16 protein-coding genes are annotated in these 18,485 nt (G+C 39.8%); 11 read left to right on the top strand and 5 right to left on the bottom strand.

What is annotated here, in order from left to right; genetic code table 11:
* Positions 1–4: 4 nt before the first annotated feature.
* From FUA48_RS01135 to FUA48_RS01150, 4 genes are all read left to right on the top strand, one after another.
* Entirely contained in the window at positions 5–706 is a 702-nt protein-coding gene (locus FUA48_RS01135; RefSeq protein WP_147581725.1) for a hypothetical protein, read from the top strand.
* Between the two features lie 76 nt (positions 707–782).
* Complete coding sequence (locus tag FUA48_RS01140) at positions 783–1,646, top strand: sigma-70 family RNA polymerase sigma factor (RefSeq protein WP_020212501.1); 864 nt, start codon at positions 783–785, stop codon at positions 1,644–1,646.
* 302 nt (positions 1,647–1,948) lie between these two features.
* Positions 1,949–2,611 carry a ribulose-phosphate 3-epimerase gene (rpe, locus tag FUA48_RS01145; RefSeq protein WP_147581726.1) on the top strand — a complete coding sequence of 221 codons (663 nt, stop codon included), beginning with the start codon at positions 1,949–1,951 and terminating at the stop codon, positions 2,609–2,611.
* A 29-nt stretch (positions 2,612–2,640) separates the two neighbouring features.
* A complete protein-coding gene (locus tag FUA48_RS01150; RefSeq protein WP_147581727.1) occupies positions 2,641–4,083 on the top strand; it encodes a glycoside hydrolase family 30 protein in 1,443 nt (480 codons plus the stop codon).
* Positions 4,084–4,133: 50 nt separating this feature from the next.
* Here FUA48_RS01150 and FUA48_RS01155 read toward each other — a convergent pair whose 3' ends face one another.
* A complete protein-coding gene (locus FUA48_RS01155) occupies positions 4,134–5,096 on the bottom strand; it encodes a GlxA family transcriptional regulator (protein WP_147581728.1) in 963 nt (320 codons plus the stop codon).
* A gap of 228 nt (positions 5,097–5,324) precedes the next feature.
* On the opposite strand from FUA48_RS01155, the gene FUA48_RS01160 reads away from it, so the two are divergent.
* From FUA48_RS01160 to FUA48_RS01190, 7 genes are read left to right on the top strand one after another with little or no spacing between them, the layout of a single operon-like run.
* On the top strand, positions 5,325–5,750 hold the full coding sequence (locus FUA48_RS01160) for a DoxX family protein (RefSeq protein ID WP_147581729.1): 426 nt from the start codon (positions 5,325–5,327) through the stop codon (positions 5,748–5,750).
* A 42-nt stretch (positions 5,751–5,792) separates the two neighbouring features.
* The gene (locus FUA48_RS01165; RefSeq protein ID WP_147581730.1) at positions 5,793–6,347 is read left to right on the top strand and encodes a dihydrofolate reductase family protein; all 555 of its coding nucleotides are present in this window, start codon (positions 5,793–5,795) and stop codon (positions 6,345–6,347) included.
* 28 nt (positions 6,348–6,375) lie between these two features.
* Positions 6,376–6,906: an SRPBCC family protein gene (locus tag FUA48_RS01170; protein ID WP_147581731.1), complete on the top strand. Its 531-nt coding sequence runs from the start codon at positions 6,376–6,378 to the stop codon at positions 6,904–6,906.
* 4 nt (positions 6,907–6,910) lie between these two features.
* The gene (locus tag FUA48_RS01175; RefSeq protein ID WP_147581732.1) at positions 6,911–7,435 is read left to right on the top strand and encodes an SRPBCC family protein; all 525 of its coding nucleotides are present in this window, start codon (positions 6,911–6,913) and stop codon (positions 7,433–7,435) included.
* Positions 7,436–7,466: 31 nt separating this feature from the next.
* Complete coding sequence (locus tag FUA48_RS01180; protein ID WP_147581733.1) at positions 7,467–7,889, top strand: VOC family protein; 423 nt, start codon at positions 7,467–7,469, stop codon at positions 7,887–7,889.
* A gap of 48 nt (positions 7,890–7,937) precedes the next feature.
* A complete protein-coding gene (locus FUA48_RS01185) occupies positions 7,938–8,315 on the top strand; it encodes a VOC family protein (RefSeq protein ID WP_147581734.1) in 378 nt (125 codons plus the stop codon).
* Between the two features lie 11 nt (positions 8,316–8,326).
* Positions 8,327–8,827, top strand: a complete 501-nt coding sequence (locus FUA48_RS01190) for a DinB family protein (RefSeq protein WP_147581735.1) — start codon at positions 8,327–8,329, stop codon at positions 8,825–8,827.
* Here the strand turns inward: FUA48_RS01190 and FUA48_RS01195 are convergent.
* The 4 genes from FUA48_RS01195 to FUA48_RS01210 form a co-directional block, all read right to left on the bottom strand.
* The gene (locus FUA48_RS01195) at positions 8,824–9,627 is read right to left on the bottom strand and encodes a zinc-dependent peptidase (RefSeq protein ID WP_147581736.1); all 804 of its coding nucleotides are present in this window, start codon (positions 9,625–9,627) and stop codon (positions 8,824–8,826) included. The genes FUA48_RS01190 and FUA48_RS01195 overlap by 4 nt on opposite strands.
* A gap of 152 nt (positions 9,628–9,779) precedes the next feature.
* On the bottom strand, positions 9,780–11,657 hold the full coding sequence (locus tag FUA48_RS01200) for an OmpA family protein (protein ID WP_147581737.1): 1,878 nt from the start codon (positions 11,655–11,657) through the stop codon (positions 9,780–9,782).
* A gap of 20 nt (positions 11,658–11,677) precedes the next feature.
* Positions 11,678–12,613 carry a PorP/SprF family type IX secretion system membrane protein gene (locus FUA48_RS01205; RefSeq protein WP_147581738.1) on the bottom strand — a complete coding sequence of 312 codons (936 nt, stop codon included), beginning with the start codon at positions 12,611–12,613 and terminating at the stop codon, positions 11,678–11,680.
* A gap of 88 nt (positions 12,614–12,701) precedes the next feature.
* The gene (locus FUA48_RS01210; protein WP_147581739.1) at positions 12,702–18,116 is read right to left on the bottom strand and encodes a choice-of-anchor L domain-containing protein; all 5,415 of its coding nucleotides are present in this window, start codon (positions 18,114–18,116) and stop codon (positions 12,702–12,704) included.
* Positions 18,117–18,485: the final 369 nt, after the last annotated feature.

Below are 18,485 nucleotides of genomic sequence, written 5' to 3' on the forward strand. Positions count from 1 at the left end.
AAAAATGAAAACAACTTTAATTACATTATCAGTCCTTCTTATAGCCTCATTTATCGCAAGAGCATTATTCAACAGACCTTCTGCTAAAATCAATCTATCGGATGGAAAAAAATTTGTTGAAAAACTGGATGAGCTTGGCTACTTTAAATATGCCGACAAGAAAGACAAAGACTCTCTTAAACAGGAATTGATAACATCTTTCAACCCAAACAATGAACTTGTAACTTTGTGGGATGAGGAAAGCGGTGCGCCTTTAGATTACAGATATTATTTTTGTGATGGTGAAACATTATTTGAACAGGGTGGTTTTACAGAAATACTCTCGGAACTACAACCAACTTTTCAAAAAATCGGTTTGGAAATAACCGTTACAGAGCATCAGGAAGAATGGGATACCGAAAACGAATGGCTAAACCACTCTATTACGATAAACAATCAGAAGTATACTATTTTTAAAAACTTTAAAGATTATGGTTGGGGTGAAGCGACACAAAGATTAGTTGATATTATTAACGATCAACTATCAAAACAACAAAAAGAAGACAGGCTTTATCCTGTGAGTGGCGGAAATGACGGCAGATTAATATTTCTATCCTACAAACAGTATAAATACATCTATAGCATTTACAAAAACCCCGAATGGAAGCCTCTGGAAATCAAAGAATGGTGTGATATAATGGGAGTAAAATACATGAGCGTAAAATAATTTTCAATTTTCTGTAACTTTTTTGCAACTCGCTACGTATAACTATCTGAACATATAACTCAGAGGAAGATTTTAGATGAGACAGCTTAAAATTACCAAGCAGGTTACCAACAGGGAAACTGCTTCATTAGACAAGTACCTTCAGGAGATTGGAAAAGTAGATTTGATTACTGCGGATGAGGAGGTAGAGTTAGCACAACGAATTAAAGCCGGAGACCAGAGAGCCCTTGAAAAACTTACCAAGGCCAACCTGCGTTTCGTTGTATCGGTAGCAAAACAATATCAAAACCAGGGATTAACACTTCCCGATCTGATTAACGAAGGAAATTTAGGACTTATTAAGGCTGCGCAGCGTTTTGACGAAACGCGTGGTTTTAAATTCATTTCCTATGCCGTATGGTGGATTCGCCAGTCAATTCTTCAGGCACTGGCAGAACAGTCACGTATTGTTCGTTTACCACTAAACAAGATTGGTTCCATAAATAAGATTAACAAAATGTATGCTTTGCTTGAGCAGAGCAATGAGCGTGCCCCTTCTGCAGAAGAAATTGCAAAAGAACTGGACATGACTGTTAACGACGTTAAAGAGAGCATGAAAAACTCAGGACGTCACTTATCAATGGATGCACCGCTTGTTGAAGGTGAAGACTCTAACCTATACGACGTACTTCGTTCGGGAGAATCTCCAAATCCTGACCGTGAGCTTATCCACGAATCACTTCGCACAGAGATTGAAAGGGCTCTTGAAACCCTTACTCCGCGTGAGGCAGATGTGGTACGCCTTTACTTTGGTTTGGGTGATCAGCACCCTATGACACTTGAAGAAATAGGTGAAACTTTTGACCTTACCCGTGAGCGTGTACGCCAGATTAAGGAAAAAGCAATCCGAAGATTAAAACATACTTCAAGAAGTAAAATTCTTAAGACTTACTTAGGATAAATCGCAAAAGCCAAAAAAGAACTTCCAAAATTCGCTTTTTTAGATTAAATTTGTATTTTGGCTGTCCAAATAAGAAACATTGCGACATAAAAATATTTAAGACACTTACAGTTCAATAACTGTTCGTTTTTTGATTGATGATTGAACTCCGGCTGATTACCGGAGTTTTTTTTTATTTATGCCTTTAACTTAAATCGTTGTAAATTTGATAAAAGTTCACAATAACACGGCTTTACGAGGGTTAACATTCCCGTAATTAAAACTTTGCACTTATCTTTGCAAAAATTCATACACAAACAATAATGAAAAATACATTAATTGCACCATCTGTGCTTTCGGCAGATTTTGCCAACCTGCAACGCGATATCGAGATGATTAACAATAGTGAGGCCGACTGGTTCCACATTGATATTATGGACGGCGTTTTTGTACCTAACATCTCTTTTGGTATGCCGGTTTTAGAGGCTATTACACGCCACGCAAAAAAAACCATAGATGTGCACCTTATGATTGTAAACCCTGATCAGTACATTAAAACTTTTGCTGCACTGGGCGCTACAAACCTTACCGTTCATTATGAAGCATGCACACACCTGCACCGTACCCTGCAGGCTATAAAAGCTGAAGGAATGAAAGCCGGTATTGCTGTTAACCCTCACACTAACGTGGCTCTTTTAGAAGACGTGATAAAAGATACCGACGTAGTTTGTATGATGAGCGTTAACCCTGGTTTTGGCGGACAATCTTTCATAGAAAACACATACAGCAAGATAAAACAGCTTAAAGAAATTATTGTTAAGCACAATGCCCCTACCCTTATTGAAGTAGACGGTGGTGTGAATGACAAAAATGCTAGGCTGCTTGTTGAGGCCGGTGCCGATGTACTTGTTGCCGGAAACTTTGTATTTAAGTCGGATAGTCCTACGCAAACTATCGCCGACCTGAAAAAGCTTACATCTTTTTAATTTAATACACTAATCTCAAAACCGCATCTATGAGAAAGTATCTATTAACCGTCCTGATGGTATCGGGAGTGGCAGCGTTTGCTCAAAACAAGCCCTATACTACTACAGGAAAAAAAGTAACGGTTTATAACACCGTTAAAGAAACAAACCAAAGGATAACTCCGGCTAACGGCACCCTTTCTTTTACGGAAAAGAAACAGCCGCTTGAAACGGAAGTATCAGTATTTGTAGACCCTACCCACACTTTTCAAAGTGTAATGGGATTTGGGGGAGCTATTACTGACGCTTCTGCCGAGGTATTTGCAAAACTGCCAAAAGACAGACAAAAACAGTTTCTTGAAGCCTATTACGACAAAGAAAAAGGCATTGGGTACAACCTTGCCCGTACTACCATTCACAGTTGTGACTTTGCTAGCGAAAGCTATACCTATGTAAAGGAAGGCGACAAAGAATTAAAGTCTTTTGACATTAGCCACGATAAAAAGTACCGTATTCCGCTTATTAAAAAAGCAATTGAGGCTGCAGGTGGCGAGCTTACACTTTATGCATCGCCTTGGAGTCCTCCTGCTTTCATGAAAAGCAACGGAAGTATGCTAAAGGGTGGTAAATTACTACCTGAATTCTATCAGAGCTGGGCTACTTACTACACCAAGTTTATTGCTGCTTATGAGAAAGAAGGTATTCCTGTTTGGGGTATCACCATTCAAAATGAGCCAATGGCAACCCAAAAATGGGAATCGTGCATTTACACTGGTGAGGAGGAGCGTGATTTCCTTAAAAATTATTTAGGCCCTACAATGCACAAAGCCGGTTATGCCGATAAAAAAATCATTGCATGGGATCATAACCGTGATATGTTATTCCAAAGAGCTGCAACAGTTCTTAACGACCCGGAAGCTGCAAAATACCTTTGGGGTATAGGTTACCACTGGTACGAAACATGGAATGGTGGTTCTCAAATGTTCAACAACCTGAAACTGGTACACGAAACCTTCCCTAACACTAATCTTATCTTTACAGAAGGTTGTAAAGAACAGTTTAAACTGGAGAACGTTTATGACTGGAAATTGGGTGAGTTATACGGACACAACCTTATCAATGACTTTAACAGCGGTACAACAGCATGGACCGACTGGAATATTCTTCTTGATGAAACAGGTGGCCCTAACCATGTTATGAACCTTTGTTTTGCACCTATACATGCCAATACTAAAACAGGCGAGCTTATGTTTACCAATGAGTATTACTACATAGGTCATTTCTCGAAGTTCGTTCAGAAAGGAGCTAAAAGAATTGCCTGCTCAACAAGCCGTAGTGCTCTTGAGTCTACCGCTTTCCTTAACCCTGACGGAAAAACCGTAGTAATTGTAATGAACCGTGGTGAAGAAAAAGTAAACTACTTTGTTTGGATAAACGGTCAGGCAGTAGAAGTGGAAAGTGCATCACACTCTATACAGACACTTGTTTTCTAAACCGAAAACTTTCTATAAAAAAGCCTCCCTAAAAAGGAGGCTTTTTTTATTTATACCATCTGTCCGCTAAATTTATCCCTGTACATTTTTGGCGTCATACCCACTGTCTTTTTAAACAGTGACCGGAATGTTTTAAGGTCATTATAGCCTGACTCATACATTACCTCCACAATACTTTGCCTGGATTGCTCCAATAACTGCTTAGCGGCTTCAATACGTGTCTTTTGAAGGTACTCTATAGGTGTAATACCCGTCACCTGCTTAAAGCGCCTTACAAGATTCCTCCTGCTTGCGGGTAAATCTGTAATAATCTCTTCTATTGTATTTCCTTTACTAAAGTTCTTTCTTATCTCTTCCTGAGCCAGTTTAACCAAATCGTCGCCATGATCTTCCGCAGGCGAGAATGTACCAAAATAGGTCTGTCTGTTACGGTCCATATCTACCGAGAATACTTTTGCAGCTTTTACAGCTACTTTGCGGCTACAATACACTTCAAGGAGCAGCATCATTAAATGAAAGCTGTTTGTGGCACCTCCGCTAGTATATACCCTATCTTTTTCGGTAACCACCGCTTCCGATTGCAAAATGACTTTAGGGAATGCCCTTGCAAAAGCTCCTCCGGCATTTATATGGGTTGTAGCCGGTTTATTATCCAGCAGTCCTGTTGCGCCCAGCAAAAAAGCTCCCGTACAAAAGCTGGCCACTGCTGCCCCTTCCCTATACTGGTGCTGCAACCAAGGAATCCAGCTAAAATTTGGGTCGGGTGAGTTAGGCATCCATCCCTGCCTGAACGAAGGGATAAGTATAATATCATAATACGTTTCATGATCTGTTGCTTTTGTAACATAACCGGGATATTGTGTTTCGTGTCCCGGCATATACAGCAGCTCTATAGTAAAGGGTTCTTTTTTATTCTCTTCAGTATAAAAGCGGTTTACAGATTCAAATACATCCAGTATTGCCGCAACACTTAAAAGTCTGTGGTCTTTTGTTAGTAAAATACCTAATTGCATAATCTAAAAATCATATATAATAGTAAATATACCTTTTTTGTCCTAAATGCCCCCTCTTAATGACTTCTTAGCGTTCCATACCCAAAGAAACCATCACTTAACTTTGTATTGAACAATAAAAGGGAAAAAATATCCCTCAAAAATAGCACAAACTATTATAACGTTTTCGTAAAACGCAAAAAACTAATATTCATATATTTATGATATTAATCCATAAAACCAATTAAGATGAAAGATCTAATTAAAGTGCAATCGCTAAACACTGATTTAGCAATCCTTTTGTTAAGGTTAATCTTTGGCGGTATGTTCGTTTATTACGGCTTCATGAAAGCTGCAAACTACGAAGCCATCGCCCCATTGTTTCAGGACATAATAGGCATTGGTGCAAAACTGTCTTTTAACCTTGTAATTTTTGCCGAACTGGTATGCGGTTTCCTTGTGCTTATAGGGCTGCTTACGCGTTTTGCCATCATCCCGGTATTTATAACTATGATAGTGGCTTACTTTATAGCTCATGCTAACGACAGTTTTGACGTTAAGGCTATCGCGTTTGTATATATGCTGCTTTGTCTTGTAATTTTTATTCTGGGAAGCGGTAAATACTCGGCCGATGCCGTACTTTTTGGAAAATCATCAGACAAGAGTGAAGAATAACAATATCAATCATCAATCAAATTAAAATCAAAAAAAATTGCTATGAGAAAATTAAAATTGCAGGTACAAATGTCTGTAGACGGATACATTGCAGGCCCTAACGGAGAAATGGACTGGATGATTTGGAACTGGGATGAAGAAATTAAAAACTATGTTACCAATCTTACCGAATCGGTAGACTGTATTGTATTGGGAAGAAAACTTGCCGAAGGTTTTATAGGCTACTGGGAAGGCCAGTACAACGACCCGGCTACTATAGAAGATGCAAGAAAGCTGCATGAAACCCCTAAGGTGGTCTTTACCAATACAATTAAAGAAAATCCATGGAATAATGCTTCTTTAGCCCATAACCTTATAACCGACATTAAAAAACTGAAGGAAGGAAACGGCAAAGATATTATAGCATATGGAGGAGGTACTTTTGTATCATCCCTTATAAAAGAAGGGCTTATAGATGAATTCTATCTTTTTGTAAACCCTACAATACTGGGTAAAGGAATGCCCATTTTTGAAGAACTTGACAACAGGCAAAACCTTAAACTACTCGAATCAAAATCTTTTGCCTGCGGTATAACAGTATTGCATTATACAAAGTAAACAAACAATTAAACCAAATATCTGAACTATGAAAATCCTAAAAAGAATCATCATCATTATTCTGGTGCTGCTAGCCATTCCGTTTATCATGGCAATTTTTATCAAAAAAAATTACAGTGTTGAGAAACAGGTTACAATTAACAAACCTGAACCGGAGGTGTTTGATTATATCAAACATCTTAAAAATCAAAACGACTACAATGCCTGGTGTCTGGCAGATCCGAACCTTAAAAATGAATATACGGGAACCGATGCCACCGAAGGTTTTGTATACGGCTGGAGCGGCAACGAAAATGTAGGGAAAGGCAAAATTGAGATAACCAAAATAAACGAAAACGAGCGTCTTGACATGGACCTTCATTTTATAGAACCATTTGAAGGAGAGGCAAAGGCTTATATGACAACCACACCTGTAGGTGACAATGCCACCACGGTAACATGGGTAATGTCGGGACACAGCAACTACCCTATGAACTTCATGAATCTGTTTACTGAAAGTACCGTAGGTAATAATCTTCAGACAAGTTTGGAGAACATGAAGTCGAACTTAGAAAAATAAGACCATGTTAAATACTATACTGATTATAATAGCAATATTGTTTGCTCTTCCGTTCATAATGGCTCTTTTTGTAAAAAAGGATTATCACATAGAACGAGAGGTAATAATAAACATGCCCAAGCATGAAGTGTTTGATTATCTTAAGTATATAAAAAACCAGGATAACTATAACAAATGGACCATGCTTGATCCTGATATGGAAAAAGATTTCAGGGGAACCGACGGGAATGTAGGCTTTATATATGCATGGGACGGGAATAAAAATGCAGGAGCGGGTGAACAGGAAATAACAGGTATTACCGATGGCGAACGCATTACAATGGAACTTCGTTTCATTAGGCCTTTTGCATCAATCGGTCACGCTTATATGAGTACAGAAGCAGAATCTGAACACAGCACAAAAGTAAAATGGGGCATGTATGGAAAAACTTCTTACCCAAGAAACATAATGAACCTGGTTATGGGTGGAGTTCTTGGTAAAAACATACAGGAAAGCCTTAACCTGTTAAAAAGAATTTTGGAAAAATAAATCACAATCAAATCACTAACTTATTTTAATTATGAAAGCAGTTAACCCCTATTTAAATTTTAACGGCAATACCGAAGAGGCTTTTAACTTCTATAAATCGGTATTTGGCGGTGAGTTTGCCACAATCATGCGTTTTGGCGAAACTCCCGGATGTGAAAGCATGCCTGAAACAGAAAAAAACGGCATTATGCACGTGGCTCTTCCTATGGGCAACAGTATTCTTATGGGTACCGATGTTCCTAAATCTATGGAGCAGGTAAAATTTGGCACAAACAGTTCAATAACCATTGATGCGGAAAGCCGTGAAGAAGCTAAAAGACTTTTTGACGGACTTGCAATGGGCGGTAAAATAGGAATGCCTATGGACGATATGTTTTGGGGTGCCTACTACGGCATGCTGACTGATAAATTTGGTGTACAGTGGATGATAAACTTTGATACAAGAAACGTATAATAATTAAAGTCGGATAATGTTTATCCGGCTTTTTAATTTTAAAAAGCCATGTTTAAAGATACCAGAGCATTTAGCGGTTATTCCGTAAACGACATACCTAAAGCCAAATCGTTTTACAGGGAAACATTAGGTCTCGATGCCCGCGACGGAGTAATGGGGCTACTGGAACTCCATATAAAAGGCAATAATCCTATTATCCTTTACCCAAAACCCAATCATGAACCCGCAACGTTTACAGTTCTTAATTTCCCTGTAAAGGATGTTGAAGCAACTGTAGAAGAATTAAAAACCAAAGGGGTAAAATTTGAAAGCTACGACTTTGAAAATTTTAAAACCGACGAAGATAACATCTTTAGAGGTGACGGGCCTTACATAGCCTGGTTTAAAGACCCGGCGGGAAATATATTATCAGTATTACAGGAATAAAAAAAGAAATCATGAAAACAGAAATCATCAATCAATTAGAAAACATTCTTACCGAAACAACACAATTACTCGACTCCTTCAGCCAGGCTGACATCAATACTGTTCCTTTTAAAGACAGTTGGACAGCGGCACAGGTAGGTTGTCATTTACTGAAATCAGAAACAGGAATAGACGGACTGTTTTATACTCCTACTAAAAAGGCAGACAGAAAACCGGATGAGAATATAGACGAACTAAAAAAAATCTTTCTCGACTATTCCCTTAAATTTAAATCTCCCGATTTTATTTTACCGGAAGATAAAATTTATGATAAAGAGGAACTTATTGGTTCATTAAAAGAAGTAAAGACAAAAATCACGGAAGCTGCAAAAAATGTAGATCTTGATGAGATAGCACCTTTACCACAAGGGCACCCCTTTGAAGGTTACACGAAGCTTGAAATGGTACATTTTTTAGCATATCATACAACACGCCATAACCGCCAGATACAAAACATCAAAAAAATGATCTAATCCTGTTTAAAGTTAATCATTTTCTCAACCATGAAATATAGCTCAGGAAGCTTTTGCCTAAACACTTTAGGTGTCTCAAAAAAGTATTCTAAAATTACTGCTATAAACTCATATTGGTTGGTATAAGCATATAATCTGAAATACTCGGCTTTCATTAATTGTCCCCTGTTTTGGGGTTTATCTATATACTCCATTATCTTATCAAACATATCGGTGTATATTACAGACGAAGACCCAATTCTTCTTCTTTTCAGCGAATCAAGATGCAACACATGGGCAAATTCATGAAGGCCCAGATTCAGGTTATCATTATCATACTCAATCCCCTCTATAAAGTGTTTCCAGGAAAACACCACTACGCCTGCTGCCGGATTAAACTCTCCTTTATGGTATTCATCTGATGAAGGTGATAAAAAAATATCCGGATAAATAAGTATCGTTTCAAAAAGATCAGACAAATAGTTGCGCATACCGAAAGTGAGCATTACTGAGATCGCCGCTATTTTTACTTTCATTTCTTCGGTCACCACAAGTCCTTCCCTTCCCACAAACTGGTAATTTTCTATAAAAGACTGCACACGGTGCCTGAAGTATTTCTTTTTAGTTAAAGGAAGGTTGCTGTAAAAACGAAACTCTTTTTCCAGTATAGATTTATGCCCCGGACTTATTTCCTTAGGAAAAAGGTACAGATGCACATACATAGGCTTATTAAAAACCATTATGTAAGTAGGCTCTATAATAACTCTAAAAACAAAAAAGATAAAAAATGTAAAGCAAAAAAGCAGGACAATTATTTCCAAAGGTGTAGGTTTATTAGTTGCCGCAAAATAAGATATTTTTCAATTCAAACAGCCATAAAAAAACTGCTATCCTACGAAGGGCACAATAAAGGCCAACGAGGATAGCAGGGCTCAAACATAAACAATATTATTATGCCTTATAAATCTTAATATTAAGCTTTATTATTTACAATAAGGAACTCAGAGCGTCTGTTCTTAGCATGCTCTTCCTCTGTACATTTGTCTTTACAGTCAACAAGCGGCTGGCTCTCACCATAACCCTGTCCTGAGATGCGCTCCTTGGCAATGCCTTTGGAGATGACATACTGAACGGTAGATTTTGCCCTCCTGTTCGACAGGTTCATGTTGTACTGGTCACTACCACGGTTATCGGTGTGTGCCTTAACCATGATCGTCATTTCCTTGTTATTGTTCATAACCTCTACCAGTTTGTCTAACTCAAAGGCTGCCTCTTTGGTGATGTTACTCTTATCAAATTCAAAGAAGATGTCGTTAAGTTCCACTACAACTTCTTTCACGATCTCCTCGATCGGTTTCAGGTCAGCCATAACGTTCACCTCACCACCATGGGTTTTGGCAATCGGGAAGCTGTTCTGCTCATAACCCGTCATGCTTGCCTGGATGGTATAGGCCCTGTCACAATCAACATTGTAAACCACCTTACCTCCTGCATCTGCCGTTCTGGTCTCAATAACATTGTTCCTCTCATCAAGGATCGATACCCTGGCGCTTGCCAGTGGTTTGCCCGTGTTGGCATCCCTTACCATTACAATAGCCTCAACGCCACAGATTGGCGTTGCGCTGTAAAGCTGGTCAACACCTGTCCTGTTACTGCTGAAGAAACCGATGTTCTTCCGGTCATTGAAACTGAAGGCAAAGTCATCCTGTCCTGAGTTGATTGGTAAGCCAACGTTCATTACTTCTGTTCCTTTCTTCAGGTCCACCACAAACACGTCCAGTGCTCCAAAGCCTTTCCTTCCGTCTGAGGAGAAGTACAGCTTGCCCTCTGAGGTGATGTATGGGAAATTGTCATTGGCTGGGGTGTTGATCTTATCCCCAAGGTTCTGTGGCTCACCATAGGTGTTGTTGCCCTTAACCTCCACCTTCCAGATATCGTTGCCGCCCTGGCCTCCCGGACGGTTCGAAACAAAGTAAAGCGTCTTGCCGTCTGCACTGATGGCAGGGTTACCTGTTGAGTAGGTCTTCTCGTTGAAAGGAAGCGGCTGGATGTTACCCCATTTGCCGTCAGCCTTGGTAGCCTTGTAAAGGTATACCTGGCCCAGTTTAAGGTTGTTGTCCTTATCCCTCTCAAACTGTTTGCTCTCCTTAAAGCTCTCGCTGGAGAAATACATCGTGTTACCGTCTGCGCTTACCGCTGCAGGGCCGTCGTGCCATTTGCTGTTCACATCGGCAATAGGGGTCGGCTCACTAAGGGTACCGTCGGCATTATAGGTAGCCATGTACATATCAAGGAACGGCTGTTCGTTAGCCCCGTAGGTCTTCCTTGCCGTATTTCTTGCGCTGGTGAAGTAGAAGTTGTTGTCATCGGTAAGTACCGCACCAAAGGAGCTGTACTTCTCATCGTTGATGTCCAGCTTCTTCTCATCAAACAATCTTGTCTGGTTCCTTAATTTCGGAAGGTAGTCAGGGTCTTTCATAAAGGCCACAGACCTCTCGTCATTCGGCTTTAACTGGGCAAACTTACGCATCTGCGCATTAGCCTCCTCATACCTGCCTTCGGCCTTAAGCATCTGGGCATAGTGGTAATAGATCTCAGCTTCCTGCTGGCTCTCGGTAGCCTTGGCATACCATTTTACCGCCTCCTTGCTGTTAAAGACATTGTAGTAGCTCTCGGCCAGCTGCCTGTAAACATAAGGGTCGCTCTTGCCTGATAGCTTCATATATTCATTGGCGGCATCAACATATTCCATCCTGGCATACAGCTTGTCCGCCTTCTCGGTTTCCCTGCTCTGTGCCATGGCAAACTGTGCTGCCAGCATAAAACTTAAACTGATATATAGGTTCTTCATTTTTCTTGGTCGCTTTTAGGTTAGAAATAACGTGGTGAACGTGATACTTTCTTAGGGAAGTTCAAATCGAATAACAGCATTACCTCATGCGAGGCTGGGGTAGTGATGTTAAGGTCGGAAACAATATGGTCATAGGCATAACCCAGCCTAAGGTTAGGGGTAATCCTGTAGTTGACCATACCACCAAAAGAGTCATCAAGCCTGTAGGTGGCCCCGATCTCAAAGCGCTCAAAGAACAGCGCATTCAGTGAACCGTCTATAGAAGGCGATACGTTGAAGGCTGATTTTAACATGAAAGAGGGTTTTAGCTTTACGTTATCCGATAACTGGAATACGTAACCCCCCGTTAGGAAGTAGTGCTGAACTTCCGATCCGAACTGAAGGTCAGTTCCGCTTTGGGTAAGGTCAAGGTGCTTGCTCTTAAGCATGTTCGGTACCGAGAAGGCCACATAGTACTTCTGGGTGTAGTAGAAGAATCCTGCACCTATGTTGAAATAGGTGTTGTTAACGTTCTCACTGAAGGCAGGGTCGCCCGGCGCCGGTACATATCCGTTACCGATGTCACTGTATAGCCCCACATCGTGGAACGTTGCTCCGGCCTTAAGGCCAAGGGCAAGGCGGTGCTCTCCACCTAAGTTAAGGGTGTAGGAGAAGTCCGCATAGGTGTTGGTCTCCTTTACAGGACCAATCTGGTCGTTGATTACAGATAGGCCCAATCCCACATTCTTACCAACAGGACTGCTGCCCGAGAAGGTTGCCGTGGTTGGGGAATCCTGGATGTCAACCCACTGTTTGCGGTACAATAACCCAAAGGACAAATTCTCCTTCGAGCCCGCATAGGCAGGGTTGATCACGTTCATGTTATACATGTACTGCGTATAGTGCGGGTCCTGCTGTGCAGAAACATCAGCAAGGCCACACAATGCCACCAAAGCGGCAAGGTATATTTTTCTCATGTGTGTGTTTTCTTTTTGTTAGGCAAAGGAAGGACCAGGAGCCCTTTAAAAAAGGGTTCCTGAGTCTTAAATTCCTTATATTAGTTTATTAGTTTACCTCACGGTTAATGTAAACCCAACCTGTTCTATTATCGCCATTAGCACGCTCCATAGAATAGAAGTATGTTCCTGTAGGAAGTTCTTTTCCGTGTTTATCAAGTCCATACCACTCGTTAGTATAATCGGTTTTACTATAAACCTCCTGACCATAACGGTTAAAGATGCTTAGTTTAGAAACGTTGAATCCTGTAAGATCAAATGCATCGTTCATATCATCATTATTTGGCGAGATACCACGAGGAATTAGACAGTTAGGATTTTCAACTTCAAACTCACCTAAGAAAGGACAACTTTCTTCATACTCTGAAGGAATTACAGTAACCTGATAAACACCGGCCATTGTTGCAACAACAGACGAATCAGATGAAACAGGAGCACCGTTAGCATCTGTCCATTCAAATGTTACGTTACCTTCATTATACATTTCGTCAAGGAAGTTAACCTGTAGTACAAACTCATTATTTATACAGTCTCCGGTAACCTCAAATTCAGGAGCCGGAACAACAGTTACAGTAAAGCTGTTTTCATCTGAACAGTCACCAAAATCAGCTGCTGTGCTTGCATAAATATAAATAGTCTGACCAATAGCTATTTCAGTACCTACTGCAAGCATTTCGCCTGTAGCTCCAGGACCTGTATAATAAGCATTGTTATCGCTAAGTGCCGGTAAGGTATATGCCCCACATGAAGTAAAGTCTTCCATTACATCTGCAACCGGCATAGGTACAACTGTTACCTCAATAGCCTCTGTATTAACACATCCGTTATTGTTTACGGTAACCTCATAGATACCACCTTCTGTAGCTATAATGCTCGCTCCTGAATCAGGAAGCCCTTCACCATCTAGTGTCCAGCTAAATTCAACATCAGCAGGATCAAAATCAATAGGAGTTACTGTTATAGTACCTGAAGCACCTTCACAAATTGAGAAACTGTCAGTTACTGTAAACGTTGGTGGATTATCTTCAACAACAACATTAAACGGTTTTACAGCAACACATCCGGTAACAAGACCTTCAACTCTTGCAAATAATGGCTGACCGAACTGAACAGTGTTTGTAAACATCATATCTACAGCATTAGTTTGAGCCATAGCATCCTCTTCAGTAAGGTAATATGTAACTTGATAATCTGCAGCATTGAAACCTGCCAGGATTACTGCATCATTTTGAGATAAATCAAAAGTATCGAATCCTGAACTGTCACAAGCAAACAAATCTACAGCATCATTAACTGAAGGGAAATACTCAATTAGTACAGAGTCATTACCTATACAGGTTGACGATAAGTATGTAGCACTAATAGTATAAGTACCTGGTTCTGTAACAACAACTGTAGAACCTGTTCCTTCAAGCTCTGTAACTACACCATTCGCATCAGTATGAGTCCAGGTTATTTCATAATCATCAGGATTTATGTTAGAATCTAACACATACTCTCCACCCTCACATAATGCAGTACCATTCTCAACAATTAAGTCATCTCCAAGATTAATCTGACCAATATCAAATGGACCAATAAATACCGCTGAATCCATCGCCGTATCATTTCTGTCTGCAATAACCAGCTTAATGTGATATGTATTACCCATTACAACATCTGCCTGAGCAGCCATTTGTACTGTATTACCATTATAATTAATAGCAGCAGACATGTCTCCTAAGTCATAATAAGCATCAAAATACTCTTCGTTAGCAGAACCACAGAAATCATTATATAGTGAATTTCTAATAGTCACAACTGAAACCGGTATATCCGTTCCAGGTATAACAGCTAAATTTTCAGTTTCTCCACCATCTGTAATATCCGTTAGGAAGAATGCAAATGCATCAGAGAAATCACACTGATATATTCCATACTCTTCAGAAGCAAAAACAAACGGGAAGCTGATATGGTTTGTAAGAGGAACGAAATCAAATTCCAACACAGTAGCATCATTATAGATGTTTAAGTTTGGATCAATTCCTGATTCTGTAATATAATTTAATAAATCATCATCACCAGGCCAGAAACCTTCACTTAATGTATTGGTATTAGGTCCCGGAGCACTCATTGCATTACCTGTTGCCAGGATTACACCTTTTTGCATTGGGAAAGCCGACATACCCTTTTCAAACATGGCAATACCGTTTTGACCACCCCAATCATTTGAAGTACCAGTAGACCATGTAATATTACTTACCGAAGCACACTCTGAAGTGATTAGTACTTCAGTTACAAGTTCTTCTACAGAATAAGTTGTATTATCTGCCACAATTGAAGCAGGAGTTACCACACATAAATCAAAAGAAGTTGGTGCTGCCGGATTATCTAACCAATCAGCAAATACCTGAATATAATATGTTTCTCCCGGAGTAAGACCAGATATAGTTGTTGCTGTATCCCAATTACAATAGATATCTGTTAATGAAGCACAGTCAGCTCCTTCATACACACTCATATTAAAGAAACCACCATTCATATTAGTAAGTGATACTGAATGTGTAGCTTCAGTTGCAACAAATGAATACCAAACATCATATGTTGGAGCCTGCCAGTTACAGCTAGCCATTTGTCCTGAAGAAGTAGCACCTGTTAGTGTTCCTGAAGTTATCTCATCACAATCAATACCCGGATTTACAGGTACAGAAACTGCTCCATCACAAAAATCGTTCGAAATAGCTGTTGTAAATACATAAGGCCCTGACCATGTACTATAGCCATCTTCCTCTCCACAATTAGCTCTTACATAGAATACATATGGAGTACCAGAAGTAAGTCCATCTGCTAAATAAGGATTATCATTTGTAACTTCTCCCGGTTCTGTTGGTGCCGGAGATCCGTATGGTAAAACCCAAATCTCCCAAGTATCTGCAGAACCCATTTCATCCCAACCCAACAAAGCCGAATTAAGCTGTAGGTCTGTAGCTGTTAAGTTTTGCGGTTTAGGGCATGGTGGCGGATCACATGATACCGGACCAGCAATAACAACAGTTCCCTGTGTTTGTGTACCCGGCTCCATTGTATAAACATCCTCTGCAAAAGGACTATATATTACAAGACCTTTATCATCAGGAGTCCATCCTCCTTCATTCCAGAATACCTCAATATCTACATCCGGACATAATGGTATTTGTACTGTATCTGAAAAACCCCAGAAATCAGGAGCAAGAGTAGCTATAGGAACACCTCCCTGAGATATTAGCATTGTATTTTGTTCCCAACCCCAGCCTCCTTGGCTGGTCATTTCAAATGTGAATAAACATTTTTCAGATTCATCACATACTTCAGTATTAAATGCATAAGGACCTGCCCAGGCACTGTTTTCAGTATCTGAACAAACGTATCTTACATAATACTCATAGTTTGTTGCCGGCTCTAAACCATCAGCAGTTACAGGGTTAGTATCTGTAGGTTCACCATCTGTAGCATCTGTAGGAGCAGGCTCACCAGCCTCAACGATATAGTATTCCCACTGACCTGGATCTGTACCTAACCAACTTAGGTCAGCCGTAGTCATAGTTTCATTAGAAGTAGTAAGGCTTGTAGGAGGTATACAAAGTGGATTATCACAATCTACCATACCAGAATAAAGTAGTGTTCCTGATGAACCTGTACCTATTGGTTTTTCATACATAACCTGATTAAACGAGTTTGTTATTGAAACACCAACCTGGTTACTCCATCCACCTGCATTCCAGAATAGATCTACAGGGATACCGTTACATACCTGAACTTCAACTTCCACAGGCCCTGTACCATCTTCCCAAGTAAAATCTGGTCCAAGTACAGCAAGCACAACTCCATTTTGAGAAACGTTCATGGTATTATCATCAAAACCTCCCCACTGAGAAGTTAATGTAAATGTTAGTGTACACTGATCTGCAACTTCACAAACCATTGTATTAAAGTAGTATGGTCCTGCCCAGGCACTAAAAGTACCATCACCACAGTCTGCCCTTACATAATATTCATAAGGAGTAGCCTGAGTTAAATCATCTACTGTAAAGTTTGTATTACTGTCTGCGGTTTCACCTGCACCAGTTGGCACACCAGAACCCGGAGCCTGAACTACATACTCCCATGAAGTAGCGCCACTTGGATTTGTCCATGATAAATCTGCAGTAGTAAGACCAATACTTGTTGTTGGTAACCCTACAGGTTTTTCACAGTGAACTTCCTGAATTACTAATGTATAAGGAGTTGCCTGAGGCCATGGACCCCAACTTGAAATAACAAAGTAATAAGTAGTACCTGCAGTAACAGGGAAAAGAGGAATTTCTACAGGCGTCTCATCCCAAGGGAATATACCGCCATCAAGACAGTTAACACCTATATCATCACATGAATCATAGATAAATATAGCAGCATCAGATACTGCATCATAAAATTCTACACTAATAGTACCATCAGCAGCTGCCGTGTAAGAATAAACAACGTCATCTCCGTTAAGATACTCCTGCCATTCCCAATCTACACAGGTTAAACCGGGAGTACCACTATAATCATCTCCATAGTTTGATGTATTATCAGTGGTTGAAAAAGGAAGTGCGGTAATTTCTAATGGAGCATTACATGTATCTCCTAAGCCTACCGTACTAAAATAGTAAGGACCAGCCCATTCACTTTCGTTTACACCTTCTTCACAAACAGCTTTTACAAAAAATTTGTAATCTGTATCTTCAAGAAGTGCAGGATCATATTCTGCCGTACCTGTAACAGTAACACCAGAGCCTGTAGATGGCTCAGAAACCGGAAGAACTTCAACCTCCCACTGTGTAGCACCAGCTGCATCCCATGTTAAATGAGCTGTATCTAATGTTGCATTCTCAGCTAAAAGGTTTTCCGGTGCAATACACTGCTCTGATACCGAAACATTATCAATTAACCAACGGTCACCATCGTCACCCACCAAAACGAAAGCAAGACGTACAGTTGTACCCGCCGTCAAACCATCTAAAGGAAGTATTATCTCCATATACTCCGTTTGTGTAGGGTTAATATCACCTTCTTCCCACTCCATTACCTGAGTATAAGCAGCTAAATCAGAAGCATCAGGATCAGTCGTCACCATTATACGGTAAAGACTACCCTGATCTCCAGGTATACCTAAACGGGAGAAAAATCGTAACTGAGGATTTGCAGGAACTGTAAATTCCGGAGTTACCAACCAGTCCTGAGGAGCTGGGTTTGTATCAGGAACGTTTTCTTTATCCACCACGGCAGAATAAGTTCCATCATAAGCAGGGAACGGAAGCGCAATCCCACCTGGCGATTGGACCCAGGTTTTAAGCATACCTGATCCGTTGTTGTAGACCGCCCATCCAGTAGGGGGCCATGTACCTTCAAACCCTTCCTGTGCAAGCTGCGAATATCCGCAAAATGCACTAAAGAGCATGAAAAGTAATAGGGTAATTCTTTTCATATTAAATATTTTAGCAGTTTGTTTAACATTTCGAAAATACTAAAAATATGAATCAGAAAAACTTAACGTTATTTATATTTTAATTTTTTTGTTAAAAAAAACAAAATTACATCCGTATGTTATATTTTTAATACAAGCTTAAAATTCAAAACAATCAATATACATTATTCTTAAAAGCTAGGTTTTTTTTACACTTTAACTAAAAATAAAACAATACACACTTATCATTATGGCTTTTTAAGTATTAAATAATATTTAAAATATCATGAACATAGACCTAATTAATTACATTATTCATGATTTTTGATAGTTAAAGAAAGAATTAATCAAGGAAAGAAAAATCCTGCAATAAAAGCTTATTAATGCAAG

This window comes from Flavobacterium alkalisoli (assembly GCF_008000935.1).
In the GTDB taxonomy this organism is placed as follows: Bacteria; Bacteroidota; Bacteroidia; order Flavobacteriales; family Flavobacteriaceae; genus Flavobacterium; species Flavobacterium alkalisoli.